The 25,455-nt window shown below is 68.0% G+C and carries 23 protein-coding genes and 1 riboswitch; of the genes, 10 read left to right on the plus strand and 13 right to left on the minus strand.

The features are described from left to right. Positions 1 to 7: 7 nt before the first annotated feature. A complete protein-coding gene (locus tag BRESU_RS15960) occupies positions 8 to 1,141 on the plus strand; it encodes a zinc-dependent alcohol dehydrogenase family protein (protein WP_013270601.1) in 1,134 nt (377 codons plus the stop codon). Here the strand turns inward: BRESU_RS15960 and BRESU_RS15965 are convergent. Continuing rightward, positions 1,034 to 1,657, minus strand: coding sequence for a hypothetical protein (locus BRESU_RS15965; RefSeq protein WP_013270602.1), 624 nt, complete (start codon positions 1,655 to 1,657; stop codon positions 1,034 to 1,036). The genes BRESU_RS15960 and BRESU_RS15965 overlap by 108 nt on opposite strands. A 142-nt stretch (positions 1,658 to 1,799) precedes the next feature. Here BRESU_RS15965 and BRESU_RS15970 point away from each other — a divergent pair, with 142 nt between their 5' ends. Next, positions 1,800 to 2,309 carry a DUF1993 domain-containing protein gene (locus tag BRESU_RS15970; protein ID WP_013270603.1) on the plus strand — a complete coding sequence of 170 codons (510 nt, stop codon included), beginning with the start codon at positions 1,800 to 1,802 and terminating at the stop codon, positions 2,307 to 2,309. Between the two features lie 216 nt (positions 2,310 to 2,525). On the opposite strand, the gene BRESU_RS15975 is transcribed toward BRESU_RS15970, so the two are convergent. The 4 genes from BRESU_RS15975 to cuyB form a co-directional block, all read right to left on the minus strand. Further along, positions 2,526 to 3,371 carry a ribokinase gene (locus BRESU_RS15975; RefSeq protein ID WP_013270604.1) on the minus strand — a complete coding sequence of 282 codons (846 nt, stop codon included), beginning with the start codon at positions 3,369 to 3,371 and terminating at the stop codon, positions 2,526 to 2,528. Then, entirely contained in the window at positions 3,368 to 4,306 is a 939-nt protein-coding gene (locus BRESU_RS15980) for a nucleoside hydrolase (RefSeq protein WP_013270605.1), read from the minus strand. Before BRESU_RS15980 ends, BRESU_RS15975 begins: the two co-directional genes overlap by 4 nt. A 152-nt stretch (positions 4,307 to 4,458) precedes the next feature. After that, positions 4,459 to 6,897: a PhoX family protein gene (locus tag BRESU_RS15985; RefSeq protein ID WP_013270606.1), complete on the minus strand. Its 2,439-nt coding sequence runs from the start codon at positions 6,895 to 6,897 to the stop codon at positions 4,459 to 4,461. A 125-nt stretch (positions 6,898 to 7,022) separates the two neighbouring features. Continuing rightward, positions 7,023 to 7,694 carry a cysteate racemase gene (cuyB, locus tag BRESU_RS15990; RefSeq protein ID WP_013270607.1) on the minus strand — a complete coding sequence of 224 codons (672 nt, stop codon included), beginning with the start codon at positions 7,692 to 7,694 and terminating at the stop codon, positions 7,023 to 7,025. A 282-nt stretch (positions 7,695 to 7,976) separates the two neighbouring features. Here cuyB and BRESU_RS17000 point away from each other — a divergent pair, with 282 nt between their 5' ends. From BRESU_RS17000 to BRESU_RS16005, 3 genes are all read left to right on the plus strand, one after another. Beyond that, positions 7,977 to 10,061: a hybrid sensor histidine kinase/response regulator gene (locus BRESU_RS17000; RefSeq protein ID WP_013270608.1), complete on the plus strand. Its 2,085-nt coding sequence runs from the start codon at positions 7,977 to 7,979 to the stop codon at positions 10,059 to 10,061. Between the two features lie 6 nt (positions 10,062 to 10,067). Further along, a complete protein-coding gene (locus BRESU_RS16000) occupies positions 10,068 to 10,748 on the plus strand; it encodes a TorF family putative porin (protein WP_013270609.1) in 681 nt (226 codons plus the stop codon). A 254-nt stretch (positions 10,749 to 11,002) separates the two neighbouring features. Next, the gene (locus BRESU_RS16005) at positions 11,003 to 12,535 is read left to right on the plus strand and encodes a methyltransferase regulatory domain-containing protein (protein ID WP_013270611.1); all 1,533 of its coding nucleotides are present in this window, start codon (positions 11,003 to 11,005) and stop codon (positions 12,533 to 12,535) included. A 10-nt stretch (positions 12,536 to 12,545) separates the two neighbouring features. On the opposite strand, the gene BRESU_RS16010 is transcribed toward BRESU_RS16005, so the two are convergent. The 3 genes from BRESU_RS16010 to BRESU_RS16020 form a co-directional block, all read right to left on the minus strand. Continuing rightward, the gene (locus tag BRESU_RS16010; protein WP_013270612.1) at positions 12,546 to 12,788 is read right to left on the minus strand and encodes a DUF3253 domain-containing protein; all 243 of its coding nucleotides are present in this window, start codon (positions 12,786 to 12,788) and stop codon (positions 12,546 to 12,548) included. Beyond that, positions 12,785 to 13,786: a D-cysteate sulfo-lyase gene (cuyA, locus tag BRESU_RS16015; protein WP_013270613.1), complete on the minus strand. Its 1,002-nt coding sequence runs from the start codon at positions 13,784 to 13,786 to the stop codon at positions 12,785 to 12,787. The genes BRESU_RS16010 and cuyA overlap by 4 nt, the downstream gene beginning before the upstream one ends. Positions 13,787 to 13,850: 64 nt before the next feature. After that, positions 13,851 to 14,252 (minus strand): BLUF domain-containing protein, encoded by a 402-nt coding sequence (locus BRESU_RS16020; protein ID WP_013270614.1) that lies wholly within the window; start codon positions 14,250 to 14,252, stop codon positions 13,851 to 13,853. Between the two features lie 156 nt (positions 14,253 to 14,408). Then, positions 14,409 to 14,517: riboswitch (TPP riboswitch) on the plus strand. A gap of 135 nt (positions 14,518 to 14,652) precedes the next feature. On the opposite strand from BRESU_RS16020, the gene thiC reads away from it, so the two are divergent. After that, the gene (gene thiC, locus BRESU_RS16025) at positions 14,653 to 16,491 is read left to right on the plus strand and encodes a phosphomethylpyrimidine synthase ThiC (protein WP_041762879.1); all 1,839 of its coding nucleotides are present in this window, start codon (positions 14,653 to 14,655) and stop codon (positions 16,489 to 16,491) included. Between the two features lie 7 nt (positions 16,492 to 16,498). Here the strand turns inward: thiC and BRESU_RS17485 are convergent, their stop codons facing one another. The 3 genes from BRESU_RS17485 to BRESU_RS16035 all read right to left on the minus strand — a co-directional run bounded on the left by BRESU_RS17485 (position 16,499) and on the right by BRESU_RS16035 (position 19,672). After that, complete coding sequence (locus BRESU_RS17485) at positions 16,499 to 17,434, minus strand: hypothetical protein (protein WP_013270616.1); 936 nt, start codon at positions 17,432 to 17,434, stop codon at positions 16,499 to 16,501. Between the two features lie 67 nt (positions 17,435 to 17,501). Next, entirely contained in the window at positions 17,502 to 18,929 is a 1,428-nt protein-coding gene (locus BRESU_RS16030; RefSeq protein ID WP_013270617.1) for a hypothetical protein, read from the minus strand. Between the two features lie 80 nt (positions 18,930 to 19,009). Continuing rightward, positions 19,010 to 19,672: a DsbA family oxidoreductase gene (locus BRESU_RS16035; protein WP_013270618.1), complete on the minus strand. Its 663-nt coding sequence runs from the start codon at positions 19,670 to 19,672 to the stop codon at positions 19,010 to 19,012. A gap of 101 nt (positions 19,673 to 19,773) precedes the next feature. On the opposite strand from BRESU_RS16035, the gene BRESU_RS17225 reads away from it, so the two are divergent. The 3 genes from BRESU_RS17225 to truA all read left to right on the plus strand — a co-directional run bounded on the left by BRESU_RS17225 (position 19,774) and on the right by truA (position 22,031). Then, complete coding sequence (locus BRESU_RS17225; RefSeq protein ID WP_013270619.1) at positions 19,774 to 20,172, plus strand: endonuclease domain-containing protein; 399 nt, start codon at positions 19,774 to 19,776, stop codon at positions 20,170 to 20,172. A gap of 189 nt (positions 20,173 to 20,361) precedes the next feature. Beyond that, positions 20,362 to 21,288 carry a methionyl-tRNA formyltransferase gene (gene fmt, locus BRESU_RS16040; protein ID WP_013270620.1) on the plus strand — a complete coding sequence of 309 codons (927 nt, stop codon included), beginning with the start codon at positions 20,362 to 20,364 and terminating at the stop codon, positions 21,286 to 21,288. Then, on the plus strand, positions 21,288 to 22,031 hold the full coding sequence (gene truA / locus BRESU_RS16045; protein ID WP_013270621.1) for a tRNA pseudouridine(38-40) synthase TruA: 744 nt from the start codon (positions 21,288 to 21,290) through the stop codon (positions 22,029 to 22,031). The genes fmt and truA overlap by 1 nt, the downstream gene beginning before the upstream one ends. Before the next feature lie 54 nt (positions 22,032 to 22,085). Here truA and BRESU_RS16050 read toward each other — a convergent pair whose 3' ends face one another. Further along, positions 22,086 to 22,223 (minus strand): entericidin A/B family lipoprotein, encoded by a 138-nt coding sequence (locus tag BRESU_RS16050; protein WP_013270622.1) that lies wholly within the window; start codon positions 22,221 to 22,223, stop codon positions 22,086 to 22,088. A 93-nt stretch (positions 22,224 to 22,316) separates the two neighbouring features. Here BRESU_RS16050 and BRESU_RS16055 point away from each other — a divergent pair, with 93 nt between their 5' ends. Then, positions 22,317 to 23,993, plus strand: coding sequence for a thiamine pyrophosphate-binding protein (locus tag BRESU_RS16055; RefSeq protein ID WP_013270623.1), 1,677 nt, complete (start codon positions 22,317 to 22,319; stop codon positions 23,991 to 23,993). Here BRESU_RS16055 and BRESU_RS16060 read toward each other — a convergent pair. Further along, positions 23,990 to 25,267, minus strand: a complete 1,278-nt coding sequence (locus BRESU_RS16060) for a bifunctional folylpolyglutamate synthase/dihydrofolate synthase (protein ID WP_013270624.1) — start codon at positions 25,265 to 25,267, stop codon at positions 23,990 to 23,992. The two genes, BRESU_RS16055 and BRESU_RS16060, sit on opposite strands and share 4 nt — an antisense overlap. Between the last annotated feature and the right edge of the window lie 188 nt (positions 25,268 to 25,455).

Genomic DNA, 25,455 nt, shown 5'->3' on the forward strand with positions numbered 1-25,455 from the left:
ACAGGCCATGACCCAGATCCGCACCCGCGCCGCCGTCCTCCGCGCCATGGGCACCGCCCGGCCCTATGCCGACAGCCGCCCGCTGTCGATCGAGGCCGTGACCCTCGACCCGCCCGGTCCCGGAGAGGTCCTCGTCGCCATCAAGGCGGCGGGCCTGTGCCATTCCGATCTCAGCGTCATGAACGGCGACCGGCCGCGCCCCCTGCCCATGGCCCTTGGGCACGAGGCGGCGGGCGTGGTCGAACGACTGGGAGACGGCGTCACCGACCTGGCCGTCGGCGATCACGTCGCCCTGGTCTTCATGCCGTCCTGCGGCCACTGTGACCCTTGCGCGGGCGGGCGTCCCGCCCTGTGCGAGCCGGGGGCCGCCGCCAACGGCAAGGGCGAGCTTCTGGCCGGCGGCAAGCGCATCCATCACGACCACGAGACCCTGAACCATCACCTCGGCTGCTCCGCTTTCGCCGACCACGCGGTGGTGTCGCGGCGCTCGCTGGTGAAGATCGACCCGGCCCTGTCGTTCGAGGAAGCGGCCCTGTTCGGCTGCGCGGTCCTGACGGGGGTCGGCGCGGTGGTGAACACGGCGGGCGTCACGGCGGGCCAGAGCGTGGTCGTCGTCGGCCTGGGCGGCGTCGGCCTGGCCAGCGTGCTCGGGGCCCTGGCCTGCGGGGCCTCCCCCGTCATCGCCGTCGACCTGTCCGAGGACAAGCTGGCCCTGGCCCGCACGCTCGGGGCCGTGCAGACGGTCAATGCCGCCGATCCTGATGCCGTCGACCAGGTCCGCGCCCTGACCCGGGGCGGGGCCGACGTCGCCATCGAGATGGCCGGATCCGTGCGCGCGCTGGATGCCGCCTGGAAGATGACCCGGCGCGGCGGCACCACCGTCACCGCCGGACTGCCGCCGGCCGATGCGACCCTGGCCGTCAACGTCGTCTCCCTGGTCGGCGAGGAGCGTACCCTGAAGGGATCCTACATCGGCACCTGCGTGCCCAGTCGCGACATTCCCCGCTACGTCGCCCTCTATCGTCAGGGACGGCTACCGGTCGACCGGCTCATGAGCGGCACGATCGGGCTGGACGACATCAACGCCGGGTTCGACCGGCTTCACGCCGGAGAGGTCGTCCGGCTGGTCGTCACCTTCTAGGGGCGGCGGCACGGGCTCCGTCGCGGCGGCCACGACCGGTTCGGGCGGGGGCGGCAGGGGGTGGGTGCAATAGTCGAAGAAGGCCTTGATCTGCGCGCGACCCGGGGCCTTGGCCGCCAGCGTCAGATCCGCGTCGTCCATCCCGACCGCCAGGGCGTTTCCTTCCCGCAGGGCCGCGAACACCGGGTGGTCGGCCGCCGCATCGACCTCTCTGCGGAAGGTCCCCGTGGCCGTCCCGCTGGTCAGCACCGCCTCGCTGCCCCCGTCCCAGCTGGCCCGGACGACCTGGCTGTCGGGCAGGCAGCTCATGTGGAACAGGCTGACCCCCTCGGCCCAGTCTCCGTCGCCGAAATCCAGATCTGCCGAGCCGCCGTGCGCCACGAAGGACCAGTCATAGGTTGCCGGCACCGTGTCGCCTCCGACGCGGGCGACATCCTCGCCACCCCCCTCACCGGACACCGGCTGGCAGGCCGTCAGGCCCAGCCCAAACACCGCGACGATCAGCGATCGGATCATACACTCACCGGAGAACGCACCGTCCCCCCGACGGCCCGGAGACCCTAGAACCATTCCGGACGCGTCGCCAAGCTGTCGCCGTCGGGTGACAGAACGATGCACCCGCGCTACTGACCGCGTCGGTCTACAAAGGAAACGCACAATGGCCACCGAACTGTACGACCTCACCGTCCCGGGCTTCACGCGCGGCCTGCGCGCCCTGTCGGCCATTCTGGACAAGGCCGTGGCCCATGCCGCCACCACCGGCGTCGACGCCGACGACTGGCTGTCCCTGCGCCTGATCGACGACATGAACCCGCTGATCAAACAGGTCCAGACCGCCTGCGACAGCCCCAAGCTCGCGGTCGCCCGCCTGTCCGGCATGGCGGCCCCCGTTCACGACGATTCGGAAAAGACCATCGCCGACCTCCAGGTCCGCATCGCCGACACCCTGGCCTACATCCGGTCCGTGCCCCGCTCCGCCATCGACGGCCAGGAGAGCAAGGAGGTCACACTCACCTTCCCGGGCGGAGAGATGAAATTCCTCGGCCAGCCCTATGCCACCGGCTTCGCGGTGCCGAACTTCTACTTCCACCTGACCACCGCCTACGGTCTTTTGCGCCAGGCGGGCGTGCCGCTCGGCAAGCGGGACTACATGGGCACGCCGGGCTGACCGGGCCGCGCACGATGCCTTGGAAAGCGCGGGAACCCGGCTGAGAAATCGGCGTTTCCGGACGATCAGTTCACGGAACGAGTGCGGGCGTTGATCATCAGGCATTTCAGGGGACGGGGTCGCCACGCGGCCGTCCAGCCCGAACACAGGCACGGCGGCCTGCTGTTCCGCCTCTTCATGGCTTGGTTCAGACGCGGCGGCATTCGCAGGTAGAGGTCAGGCGCGCAGCAGCGCCTCGACCTCGGCGCGCGTCGGCAGCGACGGCTGGGCCCCGGCCTTCGTCGCCGCCAGCGCCCCGGCCGTGCAGGCAAACGCCAGCGCGTCCGCGGGCTCCAGCCCCTCCAGCAGGGCCACCACGATCGCGCCCACGAAGGCGTCGCCGGCCCCGGTCGCGTCGACGGCCGTGACCTCCGGCGGTGCCGCCCGCGCCACTTCCTCGCCGCGCTGGAACATCACCGCCCCGGCCGCCCCGTAGGTCACCACCACCCGGCCACCGCCCCGGTGCAGCAGGTCGCCATAGAAGGCGGCCTCGATCTCGTTGACCACGATCAGGTCGCAGCGCCGCAGCAGCTGTTCCGAGACCGGCTGGGCGGGAGCCAGGTTGGCGCAGACGAACTCCGTCGCCCGCCCCACGGCGGCCTCGACCACCGCGATCGGCAGTTCCAGCTGAACGATCAGCGGGGTCTCGATCCGGGCCCACAACTGCTCCTGGGTGATCGTGTGATTGGCCCCGGCCGCGACCACGATCTGGTTCTCGCCGGAGGGATCCACGGCGATCAGGGCCACCCCGGTGGGGGCCTCGACGTCCGTCTGGACCCCCGACAGCTCGACCCCGAAGGCCTCGAGCAGCGCCAGGGCCTCGTCGGCCATGGTGTCGTCGCCGACCCGCCCGATCAGCAGGACCTCGGCCCCCAGCTTGTGGGCCGCCAGCGCCTGGTTGGCCCCCTTGCCGCCCGGATGCCGCGCCAGGGTCGCCCCCGTCACCGTCTCGCCGGCGGCGGGCAGATGCGGCGCGCTGGCCACGAGATCCAGGTTGATGGAGCCCACGACGGTCACGTTCATTCGCCACCCCCCAGCCGCGCGGCCAGCAGGTCGAACACCCCCTGCCCGTCGGCCCAGGTCGCCCAGTGATGCCGCGCCGTTTCGCCGTCGACCCGGAACTCCACCGCCGTATGCCCGCGCGTCAGCTCGCTTTCGGTCTCGACCGCGATCCGGCAGGGCGCCAGCCGGAACAGTTCGGGTCGCAACAGCCAGGCCACGGTGCAGGGGTCATGCAGAGGGGCCGCATCCCAGCCGACGATGTCCCGCTCGATGGCCTGGGAGAACCGCAGCAGCCTGGCCGCCGTCGCCGCCCGCGCGTCGCCCGACGCCTCCAGCGCCACGATCCGGGCCTCGGTCGCCCGCACCTGATGGGTCGCATCCAGCCCCATCACGATCATCTCGCACCCACTGGCGAACACCTCCGCCGCCGCGTCCGGATCGGCCCAGATGTTGAACTCGGCGGACGGCGTGATGTTGCCGCCCTCGCTGCGCGCGCCGCCCATGGCCACCACCGGCCCCATCCGGGCCGCCAGCCGGGGCTCGGCCTTCATCGCCAGCGCCAGATTGGTCATCGGCCCCATCAGGGCCAGGGCCACCGAGCCTTCCGGTTCGTCCATCACGATCCGCGTCAGGGCGTCGGCCTCGTGACCGTCCGCCAGCGGAGCATCCGGCTCGAACACCTCCAGCCAGCCCAGCCCCTCGGCTCCGTGGAACTCCCCGGCCCCGGCCGGTTCGCGCCGCAGGGGCACGCCGGCGCCCGCGAACACGGGCACGTCCTCGCGCTCCGCGATCTGGCGGATGATCCGGGCATTGCGGCTGGTCCGCGCCACCGGGACATTGCCGCCGACCGTCATGATCGCCTTGAGGTCCAGCTCGGGCGAGGCGAAGGCCAGCAACAGCCCGATGGCGTCGTCCACCCCGGGGTCGCAGTCGATGATCAGGCTCTGTCTTTTCACCGGCCCTGAATGCGTCGAGGCGCGGACGGGAGCAACCCCGTCCGCGCCTGACCGGCCCGCGGCTCAAGCAGCGAGCCGCCGCGCGGTGAGCGATAGCCACTTAAGGACATGCCTCAAGCAGCGAGCCGCCGCGCGGCGAGCGTTAGCCGCCCCTACAGCCCGACCACGCCGCCGTCGTCCTTGGTGATCACGATCGTCGCCGACCGCGGCCGCGACCCCGTTCCGCCCGTCTGGCTGGCGGGCCAGGCCGAGGTCGGCGTCGTCGCCGAACCCGTTTCGCCCGGGTGCTGGATGTTGACGAAGATCGTCCGGCCGTCCGGCGTGGAGTCGATGCCGGTGATCTCGCACTCCTTGGGTCCGACCAGGAAGCGCCGCAGGGTCAGGCCGGGGGCCTTGCCGACGAAGGTCGCCTGGGTGCCGGTCGCGGCGCCCACCGTATTGCTGATGGTCCGCGCACCGCCGTCGCCGACGATGCCGGGCTGGGCCAGCAGCATCTGGTTGTTGGTCTGGTCGGTGAAGGCCCCGTCGTCGGTCTGGATCCACAGCAGCGGATTGACCAGGCCCGAGGCGTTCTGCGGCCGTCCGAACCACAGCCCGTCTGGCGACGAGAAGTCGTTGGTCGCGTCCAGACCCGACAGGTTGATGTTCGTCGCGTTCAGGTCCGACCCGGCCCCGAAGGCATAGACGTCCCAGGTGAAGGACACCGCTTCCGGCGTATTGCCGGTCTCGCGCAGCCGGATGATGTGGCCGTTGGGGTTGCCGTTCTGGTTCGCCGCGCCCTTGGGGTCCGTATAGGCGCGCGGGTTGGCGGCGTCCGTCGTCGACGGCGTCCGGCCCGAGTTGTTCGTGAGCGTCAGATAGACCTCGCCGTTGACCGGATTGACCGCCGCCCATTCCGGCCGGTCCATCTTGGTGCCGCCCGCCGCGTCCGCCGCGTGGCGCGCGTTGATCAGCACATCGGCCTGGCTGGAGAAGCTGTAGGCGGCATAGGCGCTGGTCACGAAGCCCTGGCCGAACACCAGGGGCAGCCACACGCCCGTGCCGTTGGCGTCATAGCGCGCCACGTAGAGGGTGCCGTTGTCCAGATACTTGTCGCCGATCGCCATCCGGTCCGCGGCTTGGGCGTCCGCCGCCACCCAGGGCGTGGCCGAGACGAACTTGTAGAAATACTCGCCGCGCGAATCGTCGCCCATGTAGAAGACGGGCCGGCGACCGGCGACGAAGTTGGCCGGCCAGGCCCCTTCGTGGCCCATCCGGGCCAGCGCGGTGCGCTTGCGCGGCACGGCGTTGACGTCATAGGGATCGACCTCGACCACCCAGCCGAACTGGTTGGCCTCGTTCCGGAAATCCTGCGTCGCGTCGCCGCCGAGGGCCGAGGTGTTCCACTTGGCGAACACCGTCGATCCGGCCGTGGCGGGCGTGACCGAAGCCCAGGCATTGGCCCCCGACGCGCCCTGGGCGATGCCGTAGCGGTTGAAGTTGGCGATCTCCTTGGCCGTCCGGGCGGCATTGTCCGTGGACGAACGACGGAAATAGCCGGCCCAGTTCTCCTCGCAGGTCAGATAGGTGCCCCACGGGGTGTAGCCGTTGGCGCAGTTGTTCAGGGTTCCGCGCCCGGCCACGCCGGTCGGCGAGAAGACGGTCCGCATCTGCGCATCGCCCCGCGCCGGACCATTGAGCGCCATCGGCGTCAGCGGCGTGATCCGCCGGTTGAAGGTGGAGTTCTGCACATAGCTCCAGCCCGTGGTGCCGCGCAGCACCTCGATGACGCTGACGCCGTGGCACTCGATCTCCTTGATCGCCTCGGCCTCGGGCCGGGCCCCGGCGACCGTGGTCGGGCCGTTCGGGTGCAGATAGGCCGGGGTGATGTTCTCGTGGTTCATGGCCAGCAGGCCGCGCGCGCTGGAGGAGTCGTCCCGCAGGCCGCTGGTGGCCCCGAGGCCGAAGAAATACAGGCCGTCGTGGTGGTCGCCGGCCCGGGTCGCGAAGCCCGTGTCCGTGCCGTTGTTGGCATAGGCCGGGGTCGCGGTGTTGATCGGATCGCCGAGGCGATACAGCACGCTGACCGAATAACCCGCCGGCACCGTGACCACGTCCAGCAGGTTCTTCGGGATCGCGGTGAAGCCCAGCGCCGCCGGACCGACGCTGACCGTCGTGGTGGCCGAGGTCGCCACGCCGTTGCCGCCCGATGCGCTGAACGAGAACACCAGGTTGGTCGCCGTCGCCACCGACGGGGCGATGAAGGTCGCCGTGTTGCTGTTGGCGTTGGTCAGGACGACGGCAGGTCCCGATTCCTGGATCCACTGGACGCTGCTGGCCCCCGACGCCGTGCCGCTCAGGGTCACGGCCTTGCCCGAGGTGGTCGCGCCGGTGGTCCCCGCCTGCACCGTGGCGGTCGTGCCGCCGACGCCGCCGCCGTTGCTGTCGTCACAGCCGGCCAAACCGAACAGGGCCGCCACCGAGGCCATCCCGCCCAGGATGCCGCGGCGAGACTGGCGCTGTTCGATGATCGACCCGAACGTCGGATTGGACGAGGTGTTCAGTTCGACATTGCCGTCGTCGTGGCTGCCGGTCAGGTGGATCTCGGACATGGCTTTTCCCCCAATGAGTGTCTGGGGGTTATCGGTATCGACGGTCCTTGAGAGTCGCGTGTCCGATTTCCGACCGTTTCATGGGAAGTGGGAGACGGATCGGAGACGCCCGTTCCGCGCCCGGATCAATCGTCGGACAGGCAGGCCTCAACGCAGGCCCCGGCCAGCACCTCGGCGGAATCCACCAGCGGCACGGACACGTCGGATGCGTCCAGCAACAGCGGCACCTCCGTGCACCCGGCGATGATCGCGTCGGCCCCGGCCACGGTCAGCGCCTGCGCCAGCCGCGCCATCTCCGCCCGGTTCGCGGCCCCCGTGTCGCCCCGCTTCACGCCATAGACGCAGGCCATGAAGGCCTCCCGGTCCCCGCCCTGCAGCAGGACGGGTTTGATCCCCTCCGCCTCCAGCGCGGGGCGGTACAGCGCCTCGCCTCCCGGCGTCGCCAGGATGCCGACCGCGCGCGCGTCATGCCCCCCCACCGCCGCGACCGTCGCCGCGATCATGTCGATGAAGGGCAGGCCCGCCGCCACGATCCCGGCCTTCTGCGCATGGGCGGTGTTGCACGGCATGGCCAGCACCTGTGCCCCCGCCGCCTTCAGCCGCAGCGCCATGGCCGCCAGCTCCGCCTCCGCCTCGCCCGGCCGCGTGTTCCGGTCCGGCACCTGCGGGTTCATGTCCATGACGACCCGGATGTGATCGGCATCGCCCCTGGCCGGCGTCAGCGCCTGGACCCGCGCCAGGAACGCCACCGTCGCCGCCGGCCCCATGCCGCCGAGGACTCCCAGGATCTTGCTCATGCGCTCGCTCTCCGTGGCCCTGAAGGGCCCTCAGTACCCTCTTAGCCCGCAGGCTGCGCTTAGCGGACTCGCCCTTGGTCCGCCATGACATCCCCTCGCGCAACGCTTCCAAACTGCGCACCAAAGTTTGCTGGGAGGCGGCAAGTTATCAGCGGTCACATCGATCGCAGGGTCTTCCTGCGCTTATTCATAGACGGGCATCGCCATAGGTTAAACTACTGAGTGTCTGTGTAACGACGGTTTAAGTGCTCCTCCTTAAGCTCAGCTTCTGGTGAGGGTTCTATGTCCAATAAATCAGCGCTGACACGGGCGCGCCTGGTTCGTATTCTCCTGCTCGCGCTGGTCGCGGTTGCTAGCGTGATGCTGCTGGTGGGTGGAATGGTGGCCTATTCCGCCTCCGTTCTCGACAAGATCAGCGCGCGGAACCAGGTCAGGCTGACCGAGCGCCGTGTCGAGCGAAGCCTCGAAAAACTGCGTGAGGATGCGACGTCCGCGAGCGTCTGGAACGAGGCCTACGAGATGACCTCGGCCGCCGATCTGGACTGGATGCAGGTCAACTTCGGCGACTATTTCGCAGACTACATGAACCACGAAGTGACCCTCGCTCTCAGTGGTACGGGCGACCCCATCTTCGCTTCCCGTGGAAGCGAGCCCGTTCCGCCCGACGCGGAACAGGACTTCCTCCAGGCCGTCCGCCCCCTGGTCGACGAGATAAGAGGAAGCGCGACTTATCGACAGTCCGAGCGAGGCAGAGCATCCTTCGGGCTGGATGCGGTCAGCACGCGCGAGGCTGTCGTCCTCGTCGGACCCGACCCATACTTCGTCACCGTGTCCAGTGTGGTTCCGGAAGATGCTGCGCACGACCACCCGGGCAATGCGGATCCGATCGTCATATCGGGCCGGTCTGTCCGGGGTTTCGTCGAGACGTTGGCCACCGATCTCATGCTATCCAACCCTCGTTTGCTGCCGGCTGACGCGCGCCATGGGCAAGCGCGGCTGCCGCTTCACGCCGCCGACGGAAAGGTCGTCGGCGTCATCGGCTGGACCCCGGATAGACCGGGTGCCGCGTTGCTTGTTGATGCCGTGCCCATGCTGGCGGCGCTGGTCACCCTCTTGCTGGCGTCGGTCGCTTTTGGCGGGATGCGGGTTTACCGCCTGTTGCGCGATCTTGCCCACAACGAAGCGGTTCTGGACCGCACCCTGGCGGAGGCGGAAACCGCCAATGCGGCAAAGTCCCAATTCCTCGCCAATATGAGCCACGAGCTGAGGACACCGTTGAACGGCATCATCGCCATGACGGAGCTTCTGCGGGACCACCAGACGGATTCACGTGGGCGCGAGATGGCGGCCACGATCATCTCGTCGGGTCACACGCTCGAGTATGTGGTGAACGACATTCTGGATGTCGCAAAGATCGAGGCGGGACTTCTGCAGTTTGAAGCTGCGCCGTTCGATCTGGACGACTTGCTGAAGGCAGCCACTCAGCTTCACGGCGCGGCTGCAGCCGCAAAGGGCATCACACTCCGATTGACGATCCACGATGACGCTTCAGGTGTCTATCGCGGCGATCGGACGCGTGTATCTCAGGTCATCTCCAACCTGATCAGCAATGCTGTAAAGTTCACGGAAACCGGCGGGGTCCAGGTCACCGCCCGCCGGCATGGGGACCGGGAGCTATGTCTGTCGGTCAGCGATACGGGCGTCGGCTTTGACCGGGCAACGGCCGCCCGGCTATTCCAGAGGTTCGAGCAGGCGGACGTGTCTGTCAGCCGTCGATATGGTGGCACCGGACTTGGGCTCGCGATCTGCGCATCCTTGACAGAGATCATGGGAGGCCGGGTCACGGTGCGATCGGTGCCGGGGAAGGGCTCGACCTTCTTCGCCCATCTGGCCTTGCCGAGGATCGGCAACGCCGAGGTCGTTGCGTCGGAGCCGGCGGCAGCCTGTCCTGAGGGCGAAGCCCGCTCGCTTCGGGTGCTTTATGCGGACGATCACGCCGTCAATCGTCAGGTCGTGGCGATGATCCTCGAACCTCTCGGCATCGACCTGACCCTCGTCGAGAACGGGCGTGAAGCCGTTGATATCTTGACCGTGTCCGCCTTCGACATCGTCTTGATGGACGTTCAGATGCCAGAGATGGATGGCCTGACGGCAACCCGCCTGCTGCGGACTCATGAAGCTACGCATGGGCTGGTGCGCACGCCGGTCATCTCGTTGACCGCCAATGCCATGCCGGACGACGTCGAGCGAAGTCTGGCAGCCGGTGCCGATCTTCATCTTCCCAAGCCGATCCGACCAGCCCAGCTTCTCGAAGCGATCAACCGGGTTCTCGCCCCATCCCACCACCACGCCGTGGAAGCCGCCTGAGACCCCATGAAAAAATCCATCTTTGTCGTCCTGGGCGTCTTGTGTTTCGCCTGTCCGGCCTGGGCGCAGACCTCCGACTGGTCGCTGACCGGCACGGTGGGTATCGTCAGCGACTATCGATACCGCGGCTATTCGCTCTCCGATGAACGACCGGCGCTTCAGGGCGGGCTGACCGCGAGCCATGCTTCCGGCTTCTATGGAGACGCCTTTGTCTCCACGATCGATGAGTACGGTGTCGGTCTGGACGGTGACGGGGCCGAGGTGGAAATCACAGGAACGCTGGGCTGGGCAGGCCAGGTGAGTGGGTTCGATGTCGATGTCGCAGCCAGTGCCTACCGCTACCCGGACGGAGATGACGTGAACTACGTCGAGTTCCCGGTGCAGATCGGCCGAACTTATGAGTCGCTCGGCTGGGCTATCGGCGTGGCCTTGGCTCCTGCCCAGGCCGCTTTGGGCAACGAGGAGAGCCGCTATGGCTGGTCGTCGCTGACCTACGCGCCCGCGTCCTGGCCGGTGTCGCTGAGAGGCAGCCTCGGGTATGAGGACGGCGCATTCGCGCCTGATGGAAAGACAGACTGGTCGGTTGGCATCGCCCGAGACCTGGGGCGGGTGAGCGTCGATCTGTCCTGGATCGACAGCGATGCCGAAAATGGCGTGGCCGTGGCGTCCGTGTTCGTCAACTTCTAGGCGGGAGATTGGGGGAGCCTCACAGGCTGGCGCGCGTGTGCACCCTCACACGGACCCATTCAAATCCATCGGCGCCCCTCTCAAGCTCGCCCGGGGTTGGAAAGGGGATGGTCGGAGCCCTTCTGGCCCGCGCCCCCACCACAACTGCGAGCCACGAGGCCGGCATGATCATCACACACGGGCTGGCGGAACAGACCGGCTGAATTTGAGCATCGGGCTTGTCCCCTCCCCCCCATGCGCGCAAGGGCAGGCGGATGAGCGCGACCGAAAGGCCCTATTCCGAGCTGGAGTACACCTCCGGCTATTACCACGAGCTCGGCCCGGCGCATCTGGCCTTCTGCGCCCTCGTCGCCGGGATCGACCGGCCCGCGCCGGCCCGGCCGATCTACCTTGAGCTCGGTATGGGTCAGGGCGTCTCGCTGGCGGCGCATGCGGCGGCCAGTGACGGGGAGTTCTGGGGCGTCGACCTCAATCCCGCCCACGTCGCCAACGCCCGCGCCCTGGCCGAGGCCGTCTCCACGCCCCTGACCCTGGTCGAGGGGGCCTTCGCCGACTTCGCCGCGCGAGACGATCTTCCGCTGTTCGACGTCATCACCCTGCACGGCGTCTGGAGCTGGGTTTCGGACGCCAGCCGCCGGTCGATCGTGGAGATCCTGCGCGACCGGCTGGCCCCGGGCGGTGTGGTCTATCTGAGCTACAACTGCCAGCCGGGCTGGGCCTCGCGCGGTCCGATCCGCCACCTGATGAAGCTGGGTCATGGGGCCAGCGCCCCGGGCGATCCCGAAGTGCGGGTCCAATCCGCTCTGGCCTTCGCCGAGGAGGTCGCCGCCGCCGACGGCCGCTTCTTCGCCGAGAACCGGCCGGCGGCCAGCCATCTGGCCTCCCTGCGCAAGACCACGCCGCAGTATCTCGGCCACGAGTATCTGAACGCCGACTGGCACATCCCCTGGTTCTCCGATGTGGCGGAGGCGATGGCCGAAGCGGACCTGACGTTCGCGGTGTCCGCCCGCCTGCTGGACCGCGTCAACGTCCTCCAGCTGCCACCGGCCGGGGTGGCCCTGATGGATCGCGAGAAGGACCCGGTCCTGCGCGAGTCGATCCGCGACTTCCTGGTCAACCAGCAGTTCCGCCCCGACGTCTTCGCCCGCCCGGCGCCGCGGCTGTCGGACGCGGAACGGACGGCGCGGTTCGAGGCCCAGGCCTTCGTCCTCGTCTGTGGCCTGGACGAGATCGATTTCCAGCTGACCGGCGCCCAGGGCGAGATGGTCCTGCCCGAGGCAACCTACCGTCCGATCGCCCTCGCCCTGGCGGCCGACGGCTTCGTCGCGAAGACGGGGGCCGCCGTCATGGCGGCGCCCGGCGTGTCGCCGCTCCGGCGCACCGACGTGATCGCGGCCCTGATCAATCTGGTGGGGATGGGCGTCGTGCGACCGGCCCAGGCCGTCCCGCCGGGAGCCCGGGCCCGGTGCGAGGCCTACAACCGCCTGGTGCTCGACCGCGCCCTGACCGGACCGCATCTGATGCATCTGGCCTCCCCCGTGACGGGCGGGGGCGTCCTGACCCCCCGGTCGGCCCAGCTGTTCCTGCGCGCCTGGATCGACGGCGATCGCGCGACCGAGGCCATCGCCCGGTCGGTCTGGGCGGTCTTCCGCACGACCGGGGAGCGCGCTGTCCGGAAGGGCGAGACCCTGATGTCGGAAGACGACAACCTCGCCGCGCTCGGCGACATGGCCCGGCGGTTCCTCGACCAGACCGTGCCCCTGTTCCGCGCCCTGGCGATCGTCTGAACCCGGACCCTCAGCCCCCGCCGGCGCGACGGATGCGATAGGGGCCGGTGCGGGCGGTCAGGGGTCGCCCTTTCCAGCTCAGCCGGATCAGTCCGTCCGCCAGCATCGCATCGACCGCGGCGTGGATCTGCGGCATCGCCTCGCGCCAGTCGCCGCCCGGCCCCGCCACCGCCCGCGCCGCCTCGCTGGGACAGACCGTCGCCCCCTCGGCCCGGGCGGCCAGCAGCGCCAGCGTGGCCTCGCGAGGCGTCACCCGAACATCGCATCCAGTTCCCCCTGGTAGCCGAACAGCCCCTGCGCCCCGCCGGTGTGCAGGAACACCACCCGCTCGCCCTCGAACCGGCCGGCCTTCGCCAGGGCGATCAGCCCCTTCATCGCCTTGCCGGTGTAGACCGGGTCCAGCACGATCCCGTCGGTCCGCGCCGCCAGCACCAGGGCGTCCACCACCGCCTGGTCGATCAGGCCGTAGCCCGCGCCGACATAGTCGCAGTCGGCCACCACCATGGCGTCCTTCACCCGGTCGGCATGGCCCAGCAGCATCGCGGTCTCGCGGGCCAGCTTCAGCACATTGGCTTCCTGCTTCTCCTTCGGGGCCCGCACCCCGATGCCCAGCACCGGGATGTCGGCCCCCAGCACGGCCAGACCGGCGACCAGACCCGCATGCGTCCCCGCGCTGCCCGTGGCCGTCACGATCCGGTCGATGGCCAGGTCCAGTTCGTCGGCCTGCACCACGATCTCGCGCGCGCAGTCGACATAGCCCAGCGCCCCGATCGCGTTCGACCCGCCGCCCGGGATGACATAGGGCCGCCCGCCGCGCGCCCGGACCTCATCCGCCGTCTTCTCCAGCTCGGCCGGCATGTCCGATCCTCCGGGCACGGAGCGGATCGTCGCCCCGAACAGCCGGTCCATCAGGACGTTGCCGTTGTGGACATAGTCGGTGGCCTTGGACCCCGTCCGCTCCTCCAGGATGACCTGGCACTTCAGGCCCGTCGCCGCCGCCGCCGCCGCCGTCTGGCGCACGTGGTTGGACTGGACCGCCCCCTGGGTGACCAGGGTGTCGGCGTCCTGCTCGAAGGCGTCGCCCAGCAGGAACTCCAGCTTCCGCGTCTTGTTGCCGCCGCCCGCCAGGCCGGTGCAGTCGTCCCGCTTGATCCACAGATCGATGCCGAGCGCCTCGGACAGCCGGGGCAGGGGCTCCAGCGGCGTGGGCAGGTGCGCCAGGCGCAGGCGGGGAAAGCGGGCGAGGTGCATGGGCAGGGCCTTGTTCGGTTCGGCCCCGTTCGTATCACCGCGCCGGGATCGGCGCGACCCGCCTTCAGGTCGCCGAGACCGCCTCGCGCAGCATCGAGACCGCGCGTCCGGGATCGGCGGCGGGATTGTCGACCAGGTCGTTCAGCGTGGCCTCCAGCGCCGGGGTGATCCGGGTCGCGGCCATGGACCAGTCGGCGAAGGACCGGGACTCGATCGGCGCGCGTTCCAGCACCCGGATGTCCGTATGGCGGGGATCCTGGTCCAGCCGCCGCAGCAGCCCGTCCAGCACGTCGGCCGGCCCCTCGATGACCTGCAGATAGCGGCCGTCGTGCGCCGCCAGCGCCCCCGTCAGGCCGTCGCGGTCGTTGTTGCGCTGGGATTCGCCCAGGATGGCGGCGACGTTCATCAGGCTGTCGGTCCGCCCCGTGGCGGTGCTGCCGTACAGAACCCTCTCAAGCCTCGCCATCACCGCTTACTCCACTGGACGTCTGCCCAGCCTAGGCGATCGAGGTAAGCGAAACGTAAACCCTTGCAAACAAACGGGAATGTTCGGCGGCCGACACAGGCATCCGGGCCCGCCCTCCTCCGGCCTAGCCATCGCGCCCGCAGCGGCCTATCGTCGTCCCGTTCTCCGGGGAGCCGCAGGTCAGCGGCTGAGATTGGCGTATCCGCCTGACCCGTCGAACCTGATCCGGGTCATGCCGGCGAAGGGATGGGAAACACAGGGTCCACGCGACAGGACCATCTCGCCCGACGTCGGCGGACCTCAACGCACAGAGGCCGCCATGAACATTCTCGTCACCCCGCCCGCCCTGCCCGAAGAGCCCAACGTGGACCTGGCTCTGAAAGACGCCCGCGAGCAGGTGATGCAGGAGACGGGCACCATCCCGACCGGCGAACGCACCGGGTCGCGCAAGGTCTATGTCGCGGGCGAGCTGTATCCCGACATCCGCGTCCCCTTCCGCGAGGTCGCCCTGCACCCCTCGGCCAACGAGCCGCCGCTGACGATCTACGACTCCTCCGGCCCCTACACCGACCCGACCGTCACCATCGACATCAAGAAGGGCCTGCCCCTCGTCAAATCCAGCTGGCAGCTGGACCGCGGCGACATCGCCCCGGTCGCCAACCCGCGCGAGGTCAAACCCGAGGACAACGGCCACGCCTCCGGCCGCCACCTCGCCCCCCGCTTCGACGTGTCGAACCACAGGGTGTTCAAGGGCGTCGAGGGCCGCCCGGTCACCCAGTACGAATACGCCCAGGCCGGGATCATCACGCCCGAGATGGAATACGTCGCCATCCGCGAGAACCTGCGCCGCGAGCAGAACGCCCCCTGCATCCGCGACGGCGAGGACTTCGGCGCCAGCATCCCCGACTTCGTCACGCCCGAGTTCGTGCGTCAGGAGATCGCGCGCGGCCGCGCCATCATCCCGCACAACATCAACCACCCCGAGGTCGAGCCGATGATCATCGGCCGCAACTTCCTGGTGAAGATCAACGCCAACATCGGCAACTCGGCCGTCCTGTCCAGCGTGGACGACGAGGTCGACAAACTGGTCTGGGCCACCCGCTGGGGGGCCGACAACGTCATGGACCTGTCGACGGGCCGCAACATCCACAACATCCGCGACTGGATCATCCGCAACTCGTCCGTCCCGATCGGCACCGTCCCCATCTACCAGGCGCTGGAGAAGGTGAACGGCGTCGCCGAGGACCTGACCTGGGAGGTGTTCCGCGACACCCTGATCGAACAGGCCGAACAGGGCGTCGACTATTTCACCATCCACGCGGGCGTCCGCCTGCCCTTCATCCCCATGACGGCCAAACGCGTCACCGGCATCGTGTCGCGCGGCGGCTCCATCATGGCGAAGTGGTGCCTCAGCCATCACCGCGAGAGCTTCCTCTACGAGCATTTCGAGGAGATCTGCGACATCATGCGGGCCTACGACGTGTCGTTCAGCCTCGGCGACGGCCTGCGCCCCGGCTCCATCGCCGATGCGAACGATGAGGCCCAGTTCGCCGAGCTGCGCACCCTGGGCGAGCTGACCAAGATCGCCTGGGCCAAGGGCTGCCAGGTCATGATCGAGGGCCCCGGCCACGTGCCGATGCACAAGATCAAGGCCAACATGGATGAGCAGCTGAAACACTGCCACGAGGCGCCCTTCTATACGCTCGGGCCACTGACCACCGACATCGCGCCCGGCTACGACCACATCACCAGCGCCATCGGCGCGGCCATGATCGGCTGGTTCGGCACGGCCATGCTCTGCTACGTCACGCCCAAGGAGCATCTGGGCCTGCCCGACCGCCAGGACGTCAAGGACGGCGTCATCACCTACAAGATCGCCGCCCACGCCGCCGACCTCGCCAAGGGCCACCCCGCCGCCCGCCTGCACGACGACGCCCTGTCCCGCGCCCGGTTCGAGTTCCGCTGGGAAGACCAGTTCAACCTCGGCCTCGACCCCGAGACCGCCCGCAAATACCACGACGCCACCCTGCCCAAGGAGGCCCACAAGACCGCCCACTTCTGCTCCATGTGCGGCCCGAAATTCTGCTCCATGAAGATCAGCCAGGACATCCGCCGGGATGCCGCGGCGCAGAACGACGCGGGCGGCTCGCTGCTGGACGACGCTACGGCCGAGGCCGGGATGGCGGAGATGTCGGCGAAGTTCCGGGCGGGGGGGAGTGTGGTGGAGGTGAAGGTGTGAGGCGGTTCTACCCCCCCACAACCTTGAACATCGTCCTCATGAGGATGGAGATCGCCCGGTGTCGCGGTCGCATCGCCGATAGGTCATGCTCACCTCGGAACGCCTCGTCCCTTAGTTCATCGCTCGTCAGGTAAGTCGGTGAAACGGATTTTCTTTCTGTCGATGCGAGCAATCCTTGCTGGACTAACTGCCCAACAATCGCTTTCGCCGCTTCTTCCGAAGAGGATTCGTCTGCACTTTGTATAAATCTCGAAATCGCTCTGGTGAAATCTTCTAGTCTAACTTCTTCACTGTAGAGTGCATGATCTTTATTCATAAAGGAAAGCAAGGCGCGAATACCAGATCCCGTCAGCATCTGACGAGATCGTTCCTTTTCAGACTGTTCGGCAAGATGAGATACGTAACCGGTAACTATCGCAATTACGGAAAGCGCCGCAAACCCAAGATTCAGGCCACCAATATCAAGTCCGGCGAATTGCCCCAACGACCTCACAGGGTCCTGTAGTGCAACAATGGCTCCTGATAGGACACCAGCACCAATGAGGCCAAATTTTGCTCTATGGTATGGCTGACTTGACGATGCTTCGAGACGTAATCGCGCAGACTCCACGTCTCTTTTGACGTCAACTTGGGCTTGTCGTTCACGAGAGAGACGAGACTCCTCAACCATCGAACGAACCATCTCAGTGTTTGCTTTAACCAGAGCGTTCGAATATTTTGGAACGGTCACGGCTCTAGTTTCGGCCATCGACTGCAGTTGAGAGAGCAAAGCGTCACACGCATGATACCTCTTCTCTCGCGCGGCACTTGGAAACCGCCCGCCGGTTTTGTCTGGATGGAGCGCATTTCGCTCTTCGCGCAATCGCTTGACGACCGAACGGCGCGGGGCCTTCGGGTCAAGGTTTAGCAGTGCCCGAGCTTCACCAAGCGCCGTGTCTAACATGCGTCCCCCATCCAAGCCTGCAGCCGTCGAGCGGTTTCAACATACGCAACATGGTGAGGATCGGGCACTATCTCTTGCTGGCCGACAGGCGACGCCTTGCGTCGACATAATGAATACTGCTCGTGTTGTGCCCAGCCAGTTCTGCCTTTTTCTGTGCCGCTTGGATACGACGTAGCTTTCCGCCGAGCCCACCAACGTCGACGATCAGAAAGACTCCAGCGGCGTTCTTCGAAGCTGCCTTATATACTTCCAACTGTTTGCTGTACCCATGCTCGACCTGTCCTTTTGAAAGCTTAATCTCGACTAGGACGCGACCGCTATAGCCGGTAGAAAATTTGAAATCGACCGGCCCGCCGCCGCTGTTCGTCTCAGGCGAAATATCCACGTTGTTTACCGCGCAGATGACGTTGGCGATTGCAAAAAACAGGAGTTGGGCTGCCCGCTCGTGTCGAGAATCTTGGCCATTCCATAGAAGCTCCCAGAGATTATTGTCTTCTACCAGTGACCTGAACTGTTCGATAACGTCGAGAACTGTCTGGCGAAGGGTATCCTGATTTTTCTCACCAGGGGCTTGGATCAGACCGCGATACTTTTCTTGATTTTCCGTCAGTATTTTCCGGAACGTAAAAAGGCCGTCCAAGTCGGCCTTTTCATCATAAGATTCGCTAGCGTCGGCGACTGCTGCGATTAGCCGCCTCATGTTGTCCGGTGACTCGAATGCAGCACGTCGCATGGCTGCCTTGCGCTCAGATACAGTCGCTTTCGACCAATTTCCGAACAGCTTGTTGACCGCGTCTCGAAGTTCTTTGACCTCCATAATGACGCGGGAGACGTCCGCCCAGTCGGTTGCCAAGGGCAGATCTCGGAGAACATCCCTGGGGACTAACAACACTGGTTCAAGCGGCCGGAACGGGTTCATGGGCAGCTTCATATTGCCGTACAAGTCTCCGAACTCGGTGAGTTTGAGACCGTTCGCTACCGAGAAATCGTGAGTGATCTTGCACAGGGCTGGAAGCAACGAGTTCGTGGTCATGTCACTCAGCGTGTCTGGGCCCACGCCATCCTCAAACAAGCCCATAAGCGGAATGATGGTGGGGTTCTTCTCACCAAGAGTAATGATCTCCTTCGCGGTGCGAAGGATGTTGTTTCGAAGCCAAGCCGGTCGATCCGCTCCCGATGTGCTGGCACCGCCATAGCCCAGCCCTGTCTCCGAACGCTCATCTAGATTAAGGGCCTTGTAGGCACCGCGCCACGCGACATCGCCTTCATTTACAGAGGCATCCAACAGCTCCAGAACATTCTGAAAACCCTGCCGAATAAGCTTAGTCCCCCTAGCTCGGATGACGGGGTTTTTGCTTTTTCCGATGAGCAGTGGGTCAATAAAGAGCTTCGTGTCGGAGTTCAGGATCGGGTCCATAAGCCCCGCTTTATCGAGAACCTTCGCATCGATACCGAAGCGCTGGGAAAATAGAACGGGTTGTGTGAGCCTTGCCATTCCAGCCCCCTTTGAGCCGAAAATAGTTGTAGCAACAGGAACAATCAACCACGCGTTATCCGGTGGTTGTCACGGCGCCCTCACCCCTCCGCCGCCATCTTCCGCAACGCCTCTTCGAACACCGCCCCCGGCTGGCCGCCGGAGATCAGCCATTTCCCCTCCACCACCACGGCGGGCACCGCGCTGATGCCGCGCGACCGCCACAGGGCCTCGGCCTCTCTCACCTCGGCGGCATAGAGGTCGTCGGCCAGGACCTCGACGGCCTTGTCCCGGTCCAGCCCGGCGGCGGCCGCCGCGTCGGCCAGCACCACCGCGTCCGGCAGAGCCCTGCCGTCGGTGAAGTGGGTGCGGAACAGGGCCTCCTTCAGCGCCCGCTGCTCGGCCGGTCCCACGGTCCCCGCCCAGTGCAGCAGCCGGTGGGCGTCGAAGGTGTTCCAGATGCGGCTGTCCGGCCCCATCCGCATCTCGAAGCCGTCCCAGGCCTCGGCCGCCCGCGCGGTGATCATGGCCCGGTTGGCGGCCGACTGTTCGGGGGTCGATCCGTATTTCCGGGCGATGTGTTCGCCGACGTTCTCGCCCTCGGCCGCGATGCCGGCGTTCAGCTCGAACGGCTGGAAATGCACCTCCGCCTCGATCCCCTCGGCCTTCAGGGTCGCCAGCGCGCTCTCCAGCCCGCCCAGCCCCACCACGCACCAGGGGCAGACGACGTCCGAGACGAAATCGATATGCAGGGTCTTTGTCATGGGGGGCAGATAGGCATTCCTCCCCCATCGGGGGAGGGGGACCGCGTCTTCGCGGTGGAGGGGGCTTGCCGCGCACGCGATGCGTCCGGCTAAATCCCGGCATGTACCCGCCGAAACCCACCGTGGAAAAGGCCCGCGACCTGCGTCGTCGCATGACTTTGCCGGAGGTCATTCTTTGGCAGGCCATTCGCGGCCGGAAGCTCGGCGGAGCCCGCTTTCGACGGCAGCACCCGGTCGGCCCCTACATCCTCGACTTCTACTGCGACGATGCAAGGCTGGCGGTCGAGGTTGATGGATCGGGACACGAGCACCCCGATCAGGCCCGGCACGATATGCGGCGGACGCACTGGCTCAATCTACGTGGCATCGCCGTCCATCGGATTGCGGCGCGCGACGTGCTTGGAAATCTGACGGGTGTGCTGGCAGGCCTCAAACAGCGAGTCTGCGGTCAGCCCCCTCCACCGCTTCGCGGTCCCCCTCCCCCGATGGGGGAGGAATAGGCCCTGCGACCGATTCTGACGCACCGGTGTGCCAGTCTGCTGTCCAGATCGACGGGAGAAAGGGGGCAACAGGGCCGGTCGAGACGAACGGGTCGAACGGGTCGGACGGGTCGGACGGTGTTTTTACGTCCGCCGGGATCGGGGTCCGCCGACTGGCGCTGAGAGGGCGGCGCGACTAGAGAACAGGCCATGCGCCTCGCCTTCATGGGTACCCCCGACTTCGCCGTGCCGTCCCTGGCCGAACTGATCGCCTCGGGCCATGAGGTCGTGGCCGTCTACTCCCAGCCGCCCAAGCCCAGGGGCCGGGGCCAGAAGCTGACGCCCTCGCCGGTCCACGCCTTCGCCGAGACCATGGGGTTGCCGGTCTTCACGCCTGCCAGCATGAAGGCCCCGGACGCCATCGAGACCTTCGCCAGCCTGGACCTCGATGCCGCCTGCGTCGTCGCCTACGGCCAGATCCTGAAGGCCGAGGTGCTGTCGGCGCCCCGGCTGGGCTGTTTCAACCTGCACGGCTCGCTCTTGCCGCGCTGGCGGGGGGCCGCGCCGATCCAGCGGGCCATCATGGCCGGGGACCGCCAGACGGGGGTCCAGATCATGCGGATGTCGGAGGGCCTCGACGAGGGGGCCATCCTGCTGTCCGAGGTCCTGCCCATCGCCCCCGACGACACGGCCGCCACCCTGTCGGACCGCATGGCCACCACCGGCGCGACCCTCTGGACCCGGGCCCTGGCCGCCATCGAGCGCGGCGGCGTGACCGAGACCGAACAGGCGGGGGAGGTCACCTATGCGAGGAAGATCACCCCGGCCGAGGCCCGCATCGACTGGACCCGCCCGGCCGCCGAGCTGGACTGCCACATCCGGGGCCTGTCGCCCTTCCCCGGGGCCTGGTTCGAAGCCCCCGGTCCCGATGGCCCCGTCCGGGTCAAGGCCCTGATGTCGGCCCCCGTCGCGCAGGGCTCCGGCGCCCCCGGCGAGGTCCTCGACGGGGACCTGCTGATCGGCACGGGGGACGGGGCCGTCCGTCTGCTGCGGGTCCAGCGCGAGGGCAAGGCGGCGCAAGGCCCCGCCGACTTCCTGCGGGGCTTCGCCCTGCCCGTCGGCACGATCCTGGGCTGATGCCGCGCTACCGGCTGACGCTGGAATACGACGGCCGGCCCTATGCGGGCTTCCAGGCCCAGGACGGCCTGCCGACGGTCCAGGGCGTGGTCGAGACCGCCGTCACGGCCTTCTGCGGCCAGACCGTGCGCATCGCTGCGGCCGGCCGCACCGACTCCGGCGTCCACGCCACCGGCCAGGTCGCCCATGTCGATCTGGACAAGGCCTGGCCCGCCTCGACGGTCATGAACGCCCTCAACGCCCATATGGTGCGCGAAGGCGTGGCCGTGCTGGCCTGCGAGGCCGTGCCCGACGACTGGCACGCCCGCTTCTCGGCCACCGGGCGGCGCTACCTCTACCGGATCCTGAACCGGCCCGGCCGCCCCGCCCTGGAGCGCGGCAAGGTCTGGCACGTCCGCCGCCCGCTCGACGTCGCCGCCATGCAGGCCGGGGCCGACCACCTGATCGGCCACCACGACTTCACCACCTTCCGCGACCTCGCCTGCCAGTCGAAATCGCCCGAGAAGACCCTCGACGTCGCCCGGGTCAGCGCCGTCGGCGAGGAGGTCCATCTGGTGTTCGAGGCGCGGTCGTTCCTGCACCGCCAGGTCCGCTCCATGACCGGCACCCTGGTCGAGGTCGGGCTGGGCCGCTGGTCGCCCGACGATGTGAAGACCGCGCTCGAGGCCCGCGACCGCACTGCCTGCGGCCCCGTCTCGCCGTCCGACGGCCTCTACCTGACCGGGGTCGCCTATGACCCATAGCAAAAGGGCCCGCCGGAAACCGGCAGGCCCTTCATCCGATGCGGTCGTGACCGATCAGTTCTTGGCGGACTCGGCGCCCGAGGACACGGCCGAACCGGCGGCCGAGACGTCGCGGCCGACGCCCGACACGGTGTTGCAGGCCGACACGGCCAGGGCGGCAGCGACGATGGTCAGGGCAACGATCTTCTTCATGGGGAGGACTCCGAACAGTGAAGCTGTGCAAACGCCAAGCGTCACTGCAGGTTCCATGTCCATCCTCCGTCCCGTTCTGATAGATCTGACCGCATGACCGACACCCGCTCCCAGCCCGCCGGAACCGCCGCCCGCCGCCTCGTCGAGACCCTCGCCATGAACGGCGTGACCCGGGTCTTCTGCGTGCCTGGCGAGAGCTATCTGGCCGTGCTCGACGCCCTGGTCGACCATCCGGAGATCGAGGTCGTCACCTGCCGGCACGAGGCGGGGGCCGCCAACATGGCCGAGGCCTACGGCAAGCTGACGGGCCGACCCGGCATCTGCATGGTCACCCGCGGGCCGGGCGCGACCCATGCCTCCATCGGCGTGCACACCGCGCATCAGGACTCCACGCCCATGATCCTGTTCGTCGGCCAGATCGCCCTCACCGACCGCGGCCGCGGCGCCTTCCAGGAGGTCGACTACCGCGAGGTCTTCGGCGGCCTGGCCAAATGGGCGACCGAGATCGAGAGCCCCGACCGGACCGTGGAGATCGTCGAGCGCGCCTTCGCCACGTCGCTTCAGGGCCGGATGGGCCCCGTCGTCATCGCCCTGCCCGAGGACCTGCTGCACGCCCCCGGCGGCCCGGCACCGCTCCGGGCAGTGGCACCCGCCAGGGCCGGTCTGGACCCCGCCTTCCTCGCCGATCTGGGCGAGCGGCTGTCGAAGGCCGAACGCCCCCTGCTGGTGCTCGGCGGCTCCGGCTGGACCGAGGCGGCCGCCACGGCGGTCGGGGACTGGTCCGAGCGGCTGGGCCTGCCCGTCGCCCTGTCGTTCCGCCGCAAGGACATCCTCTCCAACGACCGCTCGAACTATGCCGGCGATCTCGGACTGGGCTGCAATCCCGAGCTGATGAAGCGGGCGCGGGACGCCGACCTGCTGATCGCGGTCGGAGCCCGGCTGGGCGAGAACCCGACCCAGGGCTACACCCTGTTCACCCGCGAGCACACGGCAAAGGTTCTGGTCCACATCCACCCGGGCCCCGAAGAACTGGGCCGGGTCTGGACGCCGCTGACCAGTGCCGCCGCCGATAACAGCCTGGCCGCCCACGCCCTCGCGACGCTGGAGCCCGGCCGCACCTGGCACGAGCAGGCCAAGGCCGCCCACGATCACTACCAGGCCTTCTCGACCCCGGTGCCGGTCACCGGCGCGGTCAACATGAGCGAATGCATGGCCCACCTCGGCGAGGTCCTGCCGCCGACCGCCATGGTCACCAACGGGGCCGGCAATTTCGCCGCCTGGCTGCACCGGTTCTACCGCCACCGCGCCTGCCGCACCCAGCTGGCGCCGACCTCGGGGGCCATGGGCTATGGCTACCCGGCCGCCGTCGCCGCCAAGTCGCTGCATCCCGACCGCGAGGTCATCTGCGTCGCGGGCGACGGCGATTTCCTGATGACCAGCCAGGAACTGGCCACGGCCGTCCAGCACGGCATCAACACGATCGTCATCGTCGTCGACAACGGCACCTACGGCACCATCCGCATGCACCAGGAGGGGCACTATCCCCGCCGGGTCATGGCCACGGATCTCAGGAACCCCGACTTCGTGAAATACGCCGAGGCCTTCGGAGCCTTTGCCGTCCGCTGCGACAGCACCGAGGCCTTCCCCGCCGCGCTTCAGGCGGCCCGGGACGCGGCCGGCCCGGGCGGGGTCCCCGCCCTGATCCACCTGATCACCTCCGCCGAGGACATCGCCCCCAACCGCACGATCACGGGCTTGCGAAAGGGCTAGACCGGCCAGGTCTCGGGACTGGCCCCCAGCACCTCGCCGGCCAGGTACAGGGAGCCGCAGATGACCACCCGGCCGGCCCCGAGGCGAAGCGCCCGGCTCAACGCCGCCTCGACCGAGGACGAGCTCTGGGCCCCCAGACCATGGCCCCGGGCCACGGCCGCCAGGGCCGCCGGGTCCGCCGCCGCGCCGTCGAACCCGACGGTGAAGACGTGGCCTTCCGAGCCCTTCAGAGCCTCGAAGAAGCCCGCATGGTCCTTGTTGGCCAGCATGCCGACGATCAGGGCGAGGGGCCTCGGGGCCTTGGCCTGGCGCTCGGCCAGCGCCTCCGCCAGCGCCCGTCCGGCGTGGGGGTTGTGCCCGCCGTCCAGCCACAGCTCGGCCTCGGCCGTCCGCGCCATCTCGCCGTAGGGTCCGGCGCTCAGCCTCTGCATCCGCGCCGGCCAGCTGGCCCCGGCGATGCCCGCCGCGATCGCCGCCTCGGGCAGGTCCAGTTCCAGCGCGACCGCCACCGCCAGCCCGGCATTCGCGATCTGGTGCGGACCGCGCAGCCCGGGTGCGGGCAGGTCCAGGAACCGCTCCTGATCCTGAAACGCCATCCCGCCCCGCTCGGCCCAGGCGTCGAAGTCGGTGCCCATGACGGTGAGCGGCGTCAGGACCGAGGCTGCCCTGGCCTCGATCACGGCCATCGCCGCCTCGGTCTGGCGCGCCACGATCCCGCGCGCCCCGGCCTTCAGGATGCCCGCCTTCTCGCCCGCAATTCCCTCGATGGCCGTGCCCAGGAACTCGGCGTGGTCGTAGTCGACGGGGGCGATCACGCTCAGCAGCGGTCGTTCGATCACATTGGTCGCATCCAGCGCCCCGCCCAGCCCCACCTCGATGATGGCCAGGTCCGCCGGCACCTCGGCCATGGCGACAAAGGCGGCGGCCGTCGTGCTCTCGAACACGGTCGTCTCGACACCCCGGACGGCCTCGATACGGTCCAGGATCGCCGACAGCCGATCGTCCGAGATCAGCTCCCCCGCCAGCCGGATCCGTTCGTTGAACCGCACCAGATGCGGCGAGGTATAGGTGTGGACCTTCAGCCCGGCCGCCTCGGCCATGGCGCGGATGAAGGCGATCGTCGATCCCTTGCCGTTGGTCCCGGCCACGTGGATCACGGGCGGCAGCTGCATCTGGGGCTGACCCAGCACGGCGCAGAGCGTCCGCATCCGGTCCAGCGACAGGTCGATCTTCTGGGGGTGACGGGCCAGCAGGCGGGCGGAGACGGGGTCCATCCCTCTCCATAGCGCACCCTCTCCCGGAGGGAGAGGGCTTGAGCGCCCGAGAGCGTCAGCGATCGGACTTGCGTGAAAGGGTGAGGGGTTAAGGTGCCAGACGGTGAGAGCGTAACCCCTCACCCTTTCGGCTGGCGCATCGCTTCGCTCTGCGAGCCTCAAGCCCTCTCCCTCTGGGAGACGGAAGG

The organism is Brevundimonas subvibrioides ATCC 15264 (genome assembly GCF_000144605.1).
In the GTDB taxonomy this organism is placed as follows: Bacteria; Pseudomonadota; Alphaproteobacteria; order Caulobacterales; family Caulobacteraceae; genus Brevundimonas; species Brevundimonas subvibrioides.

Bases quoted from the DNA above. Each gene is read 5' to 3' on its own strand.
- BRESU_RS15960 (WP_013270601.1), top strand. From the start codon at position 8: ATGACCCAGATCCGCACCCGCGCCGCCGTCCTCCGCGCCATGGGCACC.
- BRESU_RS15965 (WP_013270602.1), bottom strand. From the start codon at position 1,657: ATGATCCGATCGCTGATCGTCGCGGTGTTTGGGCTGGGCCTGACGGCC.
- BRESU_RS15970 (WP_013270603.1), top strand. From the start codon at position 1,800: ATGGCCACCGAACTGTACGACCTCACCGTCCCGGGCTTCACGCGCGGC.
- BRESU_RS15975 (WP_013270604.1), bottom strand. From the start codon at position 3,371: ATGAACGTGACCGTCGTGGGCTCCATCAACCTGGATCTCGTGGCCAGC.
- BRESU_RS15985 (WP_013270606.1), bottom strand. From the start codon at position 6,897: ATGTCCGAGATCCACCTGACCGGCAGCCACGACGACGGCAATGTCGAA.
- cuyB (WP_013270607.1), bottom strand. From the start codon at position 7,694: ATGAGCAAGATCCTGGGAGTCCTCGGCGGCATGGGGCCGGCGGCGACG.
- BRESU_RS17000 (WP_013270608.1), top strand. From the start codon at position 7,977: ATGTCCAATAAATCAGCGCTGACACGGGCGCGCCTGGTTCGTATTCTC.
- BRESU_RS16000 (WP_013270609.1), top strand. From the start codon at position 10,068: ATGAAAAAATCCATCTTTGTCGTCCTGGGCGTCTTGTGTTTCGCCTGT.
- BRESU_RS16005 (WP_013270611.1), top strand. From the start codon at position 11,003: ATGAGCGCGACCGAAAGGCCCTATTCCGAGCTGGAGTACACCTCCGGC.
- cuyA (WP_013270613.1), bottom strand. From the start codon at position 13,786: ATGCACCTCGCCCGCTTTCCCCGCCTGCGCCTGGCGCACCTGCCCACG.
- BRESU_RS16020 (WP_013270614.1), bottom strand. From the start codon at position 14,252: ATGGCGAGGCTTGAGAGGGTTCTGTACGGCAGCACCGCCACGGGGCGG.
- thiC (WP_041762879.1), top strand. From the start codon at position 14,653: ATGCAGGAGACGGGCACCATCCCGACCGGCGAACGCACCGGGTCGCGC.
- BRESU_RS17485 (WP_013270616.1), bottom strand. From the start codon at position 17,434: ATGTTAGACACGGCGCTTGGTGAAGCTCGGGCACTGCTAAACCTTGAC.
- BRESU_RS16030 (WP_013270617.1), bottom strand. From the start codon at position 18,929: ATGGCAAGGCTCACACAACCCGTTCTATTTTCCCAGCGCTTCGGTATC.
- BRESU_RS16035 (WP_013270618.1), bottom strand. From the start codon at position 19,672: ATGACAAAGACCCTGCATATCGATTTCGTCTCGGACGTCGTCTGCCCC.
- BRESU_RS17225 (WP_013270619.1), top strand. From the start codon at position 19,774: ATGTACCCGCCGAAACCCACCGTGGAAAAGGCCCGCGACCTGCGTCGT.
- fmt (WP_013270620.1), top strand. From the start codon at position 20,362: ATGCGCCTCGCCTTCATGGGTACCCCCGACTTCGCCGTGCCGTCCCTG.
- truA (WP_013270621.1), top strand. From the start codon at position 21,288: ATGCCGCGCTACCGGCTGACGCTGGAATACGACGGCCGGCCCTATGCG.
- BRESU_RS16050 (WP_013270622.1), bottom strand. From the start codon at position 22,223: ATGAAGAAGATCGTTGCCCTGACCATCGTCGCTGCCGCCCTGGCCGTG.
- BRESU_RS16055 (WP_013270623.1), top strand. From the start codon at position 22,317: ATGACCGACACCCGCTCCCAGCCCGCCGGAACCGCCGCCCGCCGCCTC.
- BRESU_RS16060 (WP_013270624.1), bottom strand. From the start codon at position 25,267: ATGGACCCCGTCTCCGCCCGCCTGCTGGCCCGTCACCCCCAGAAGATC.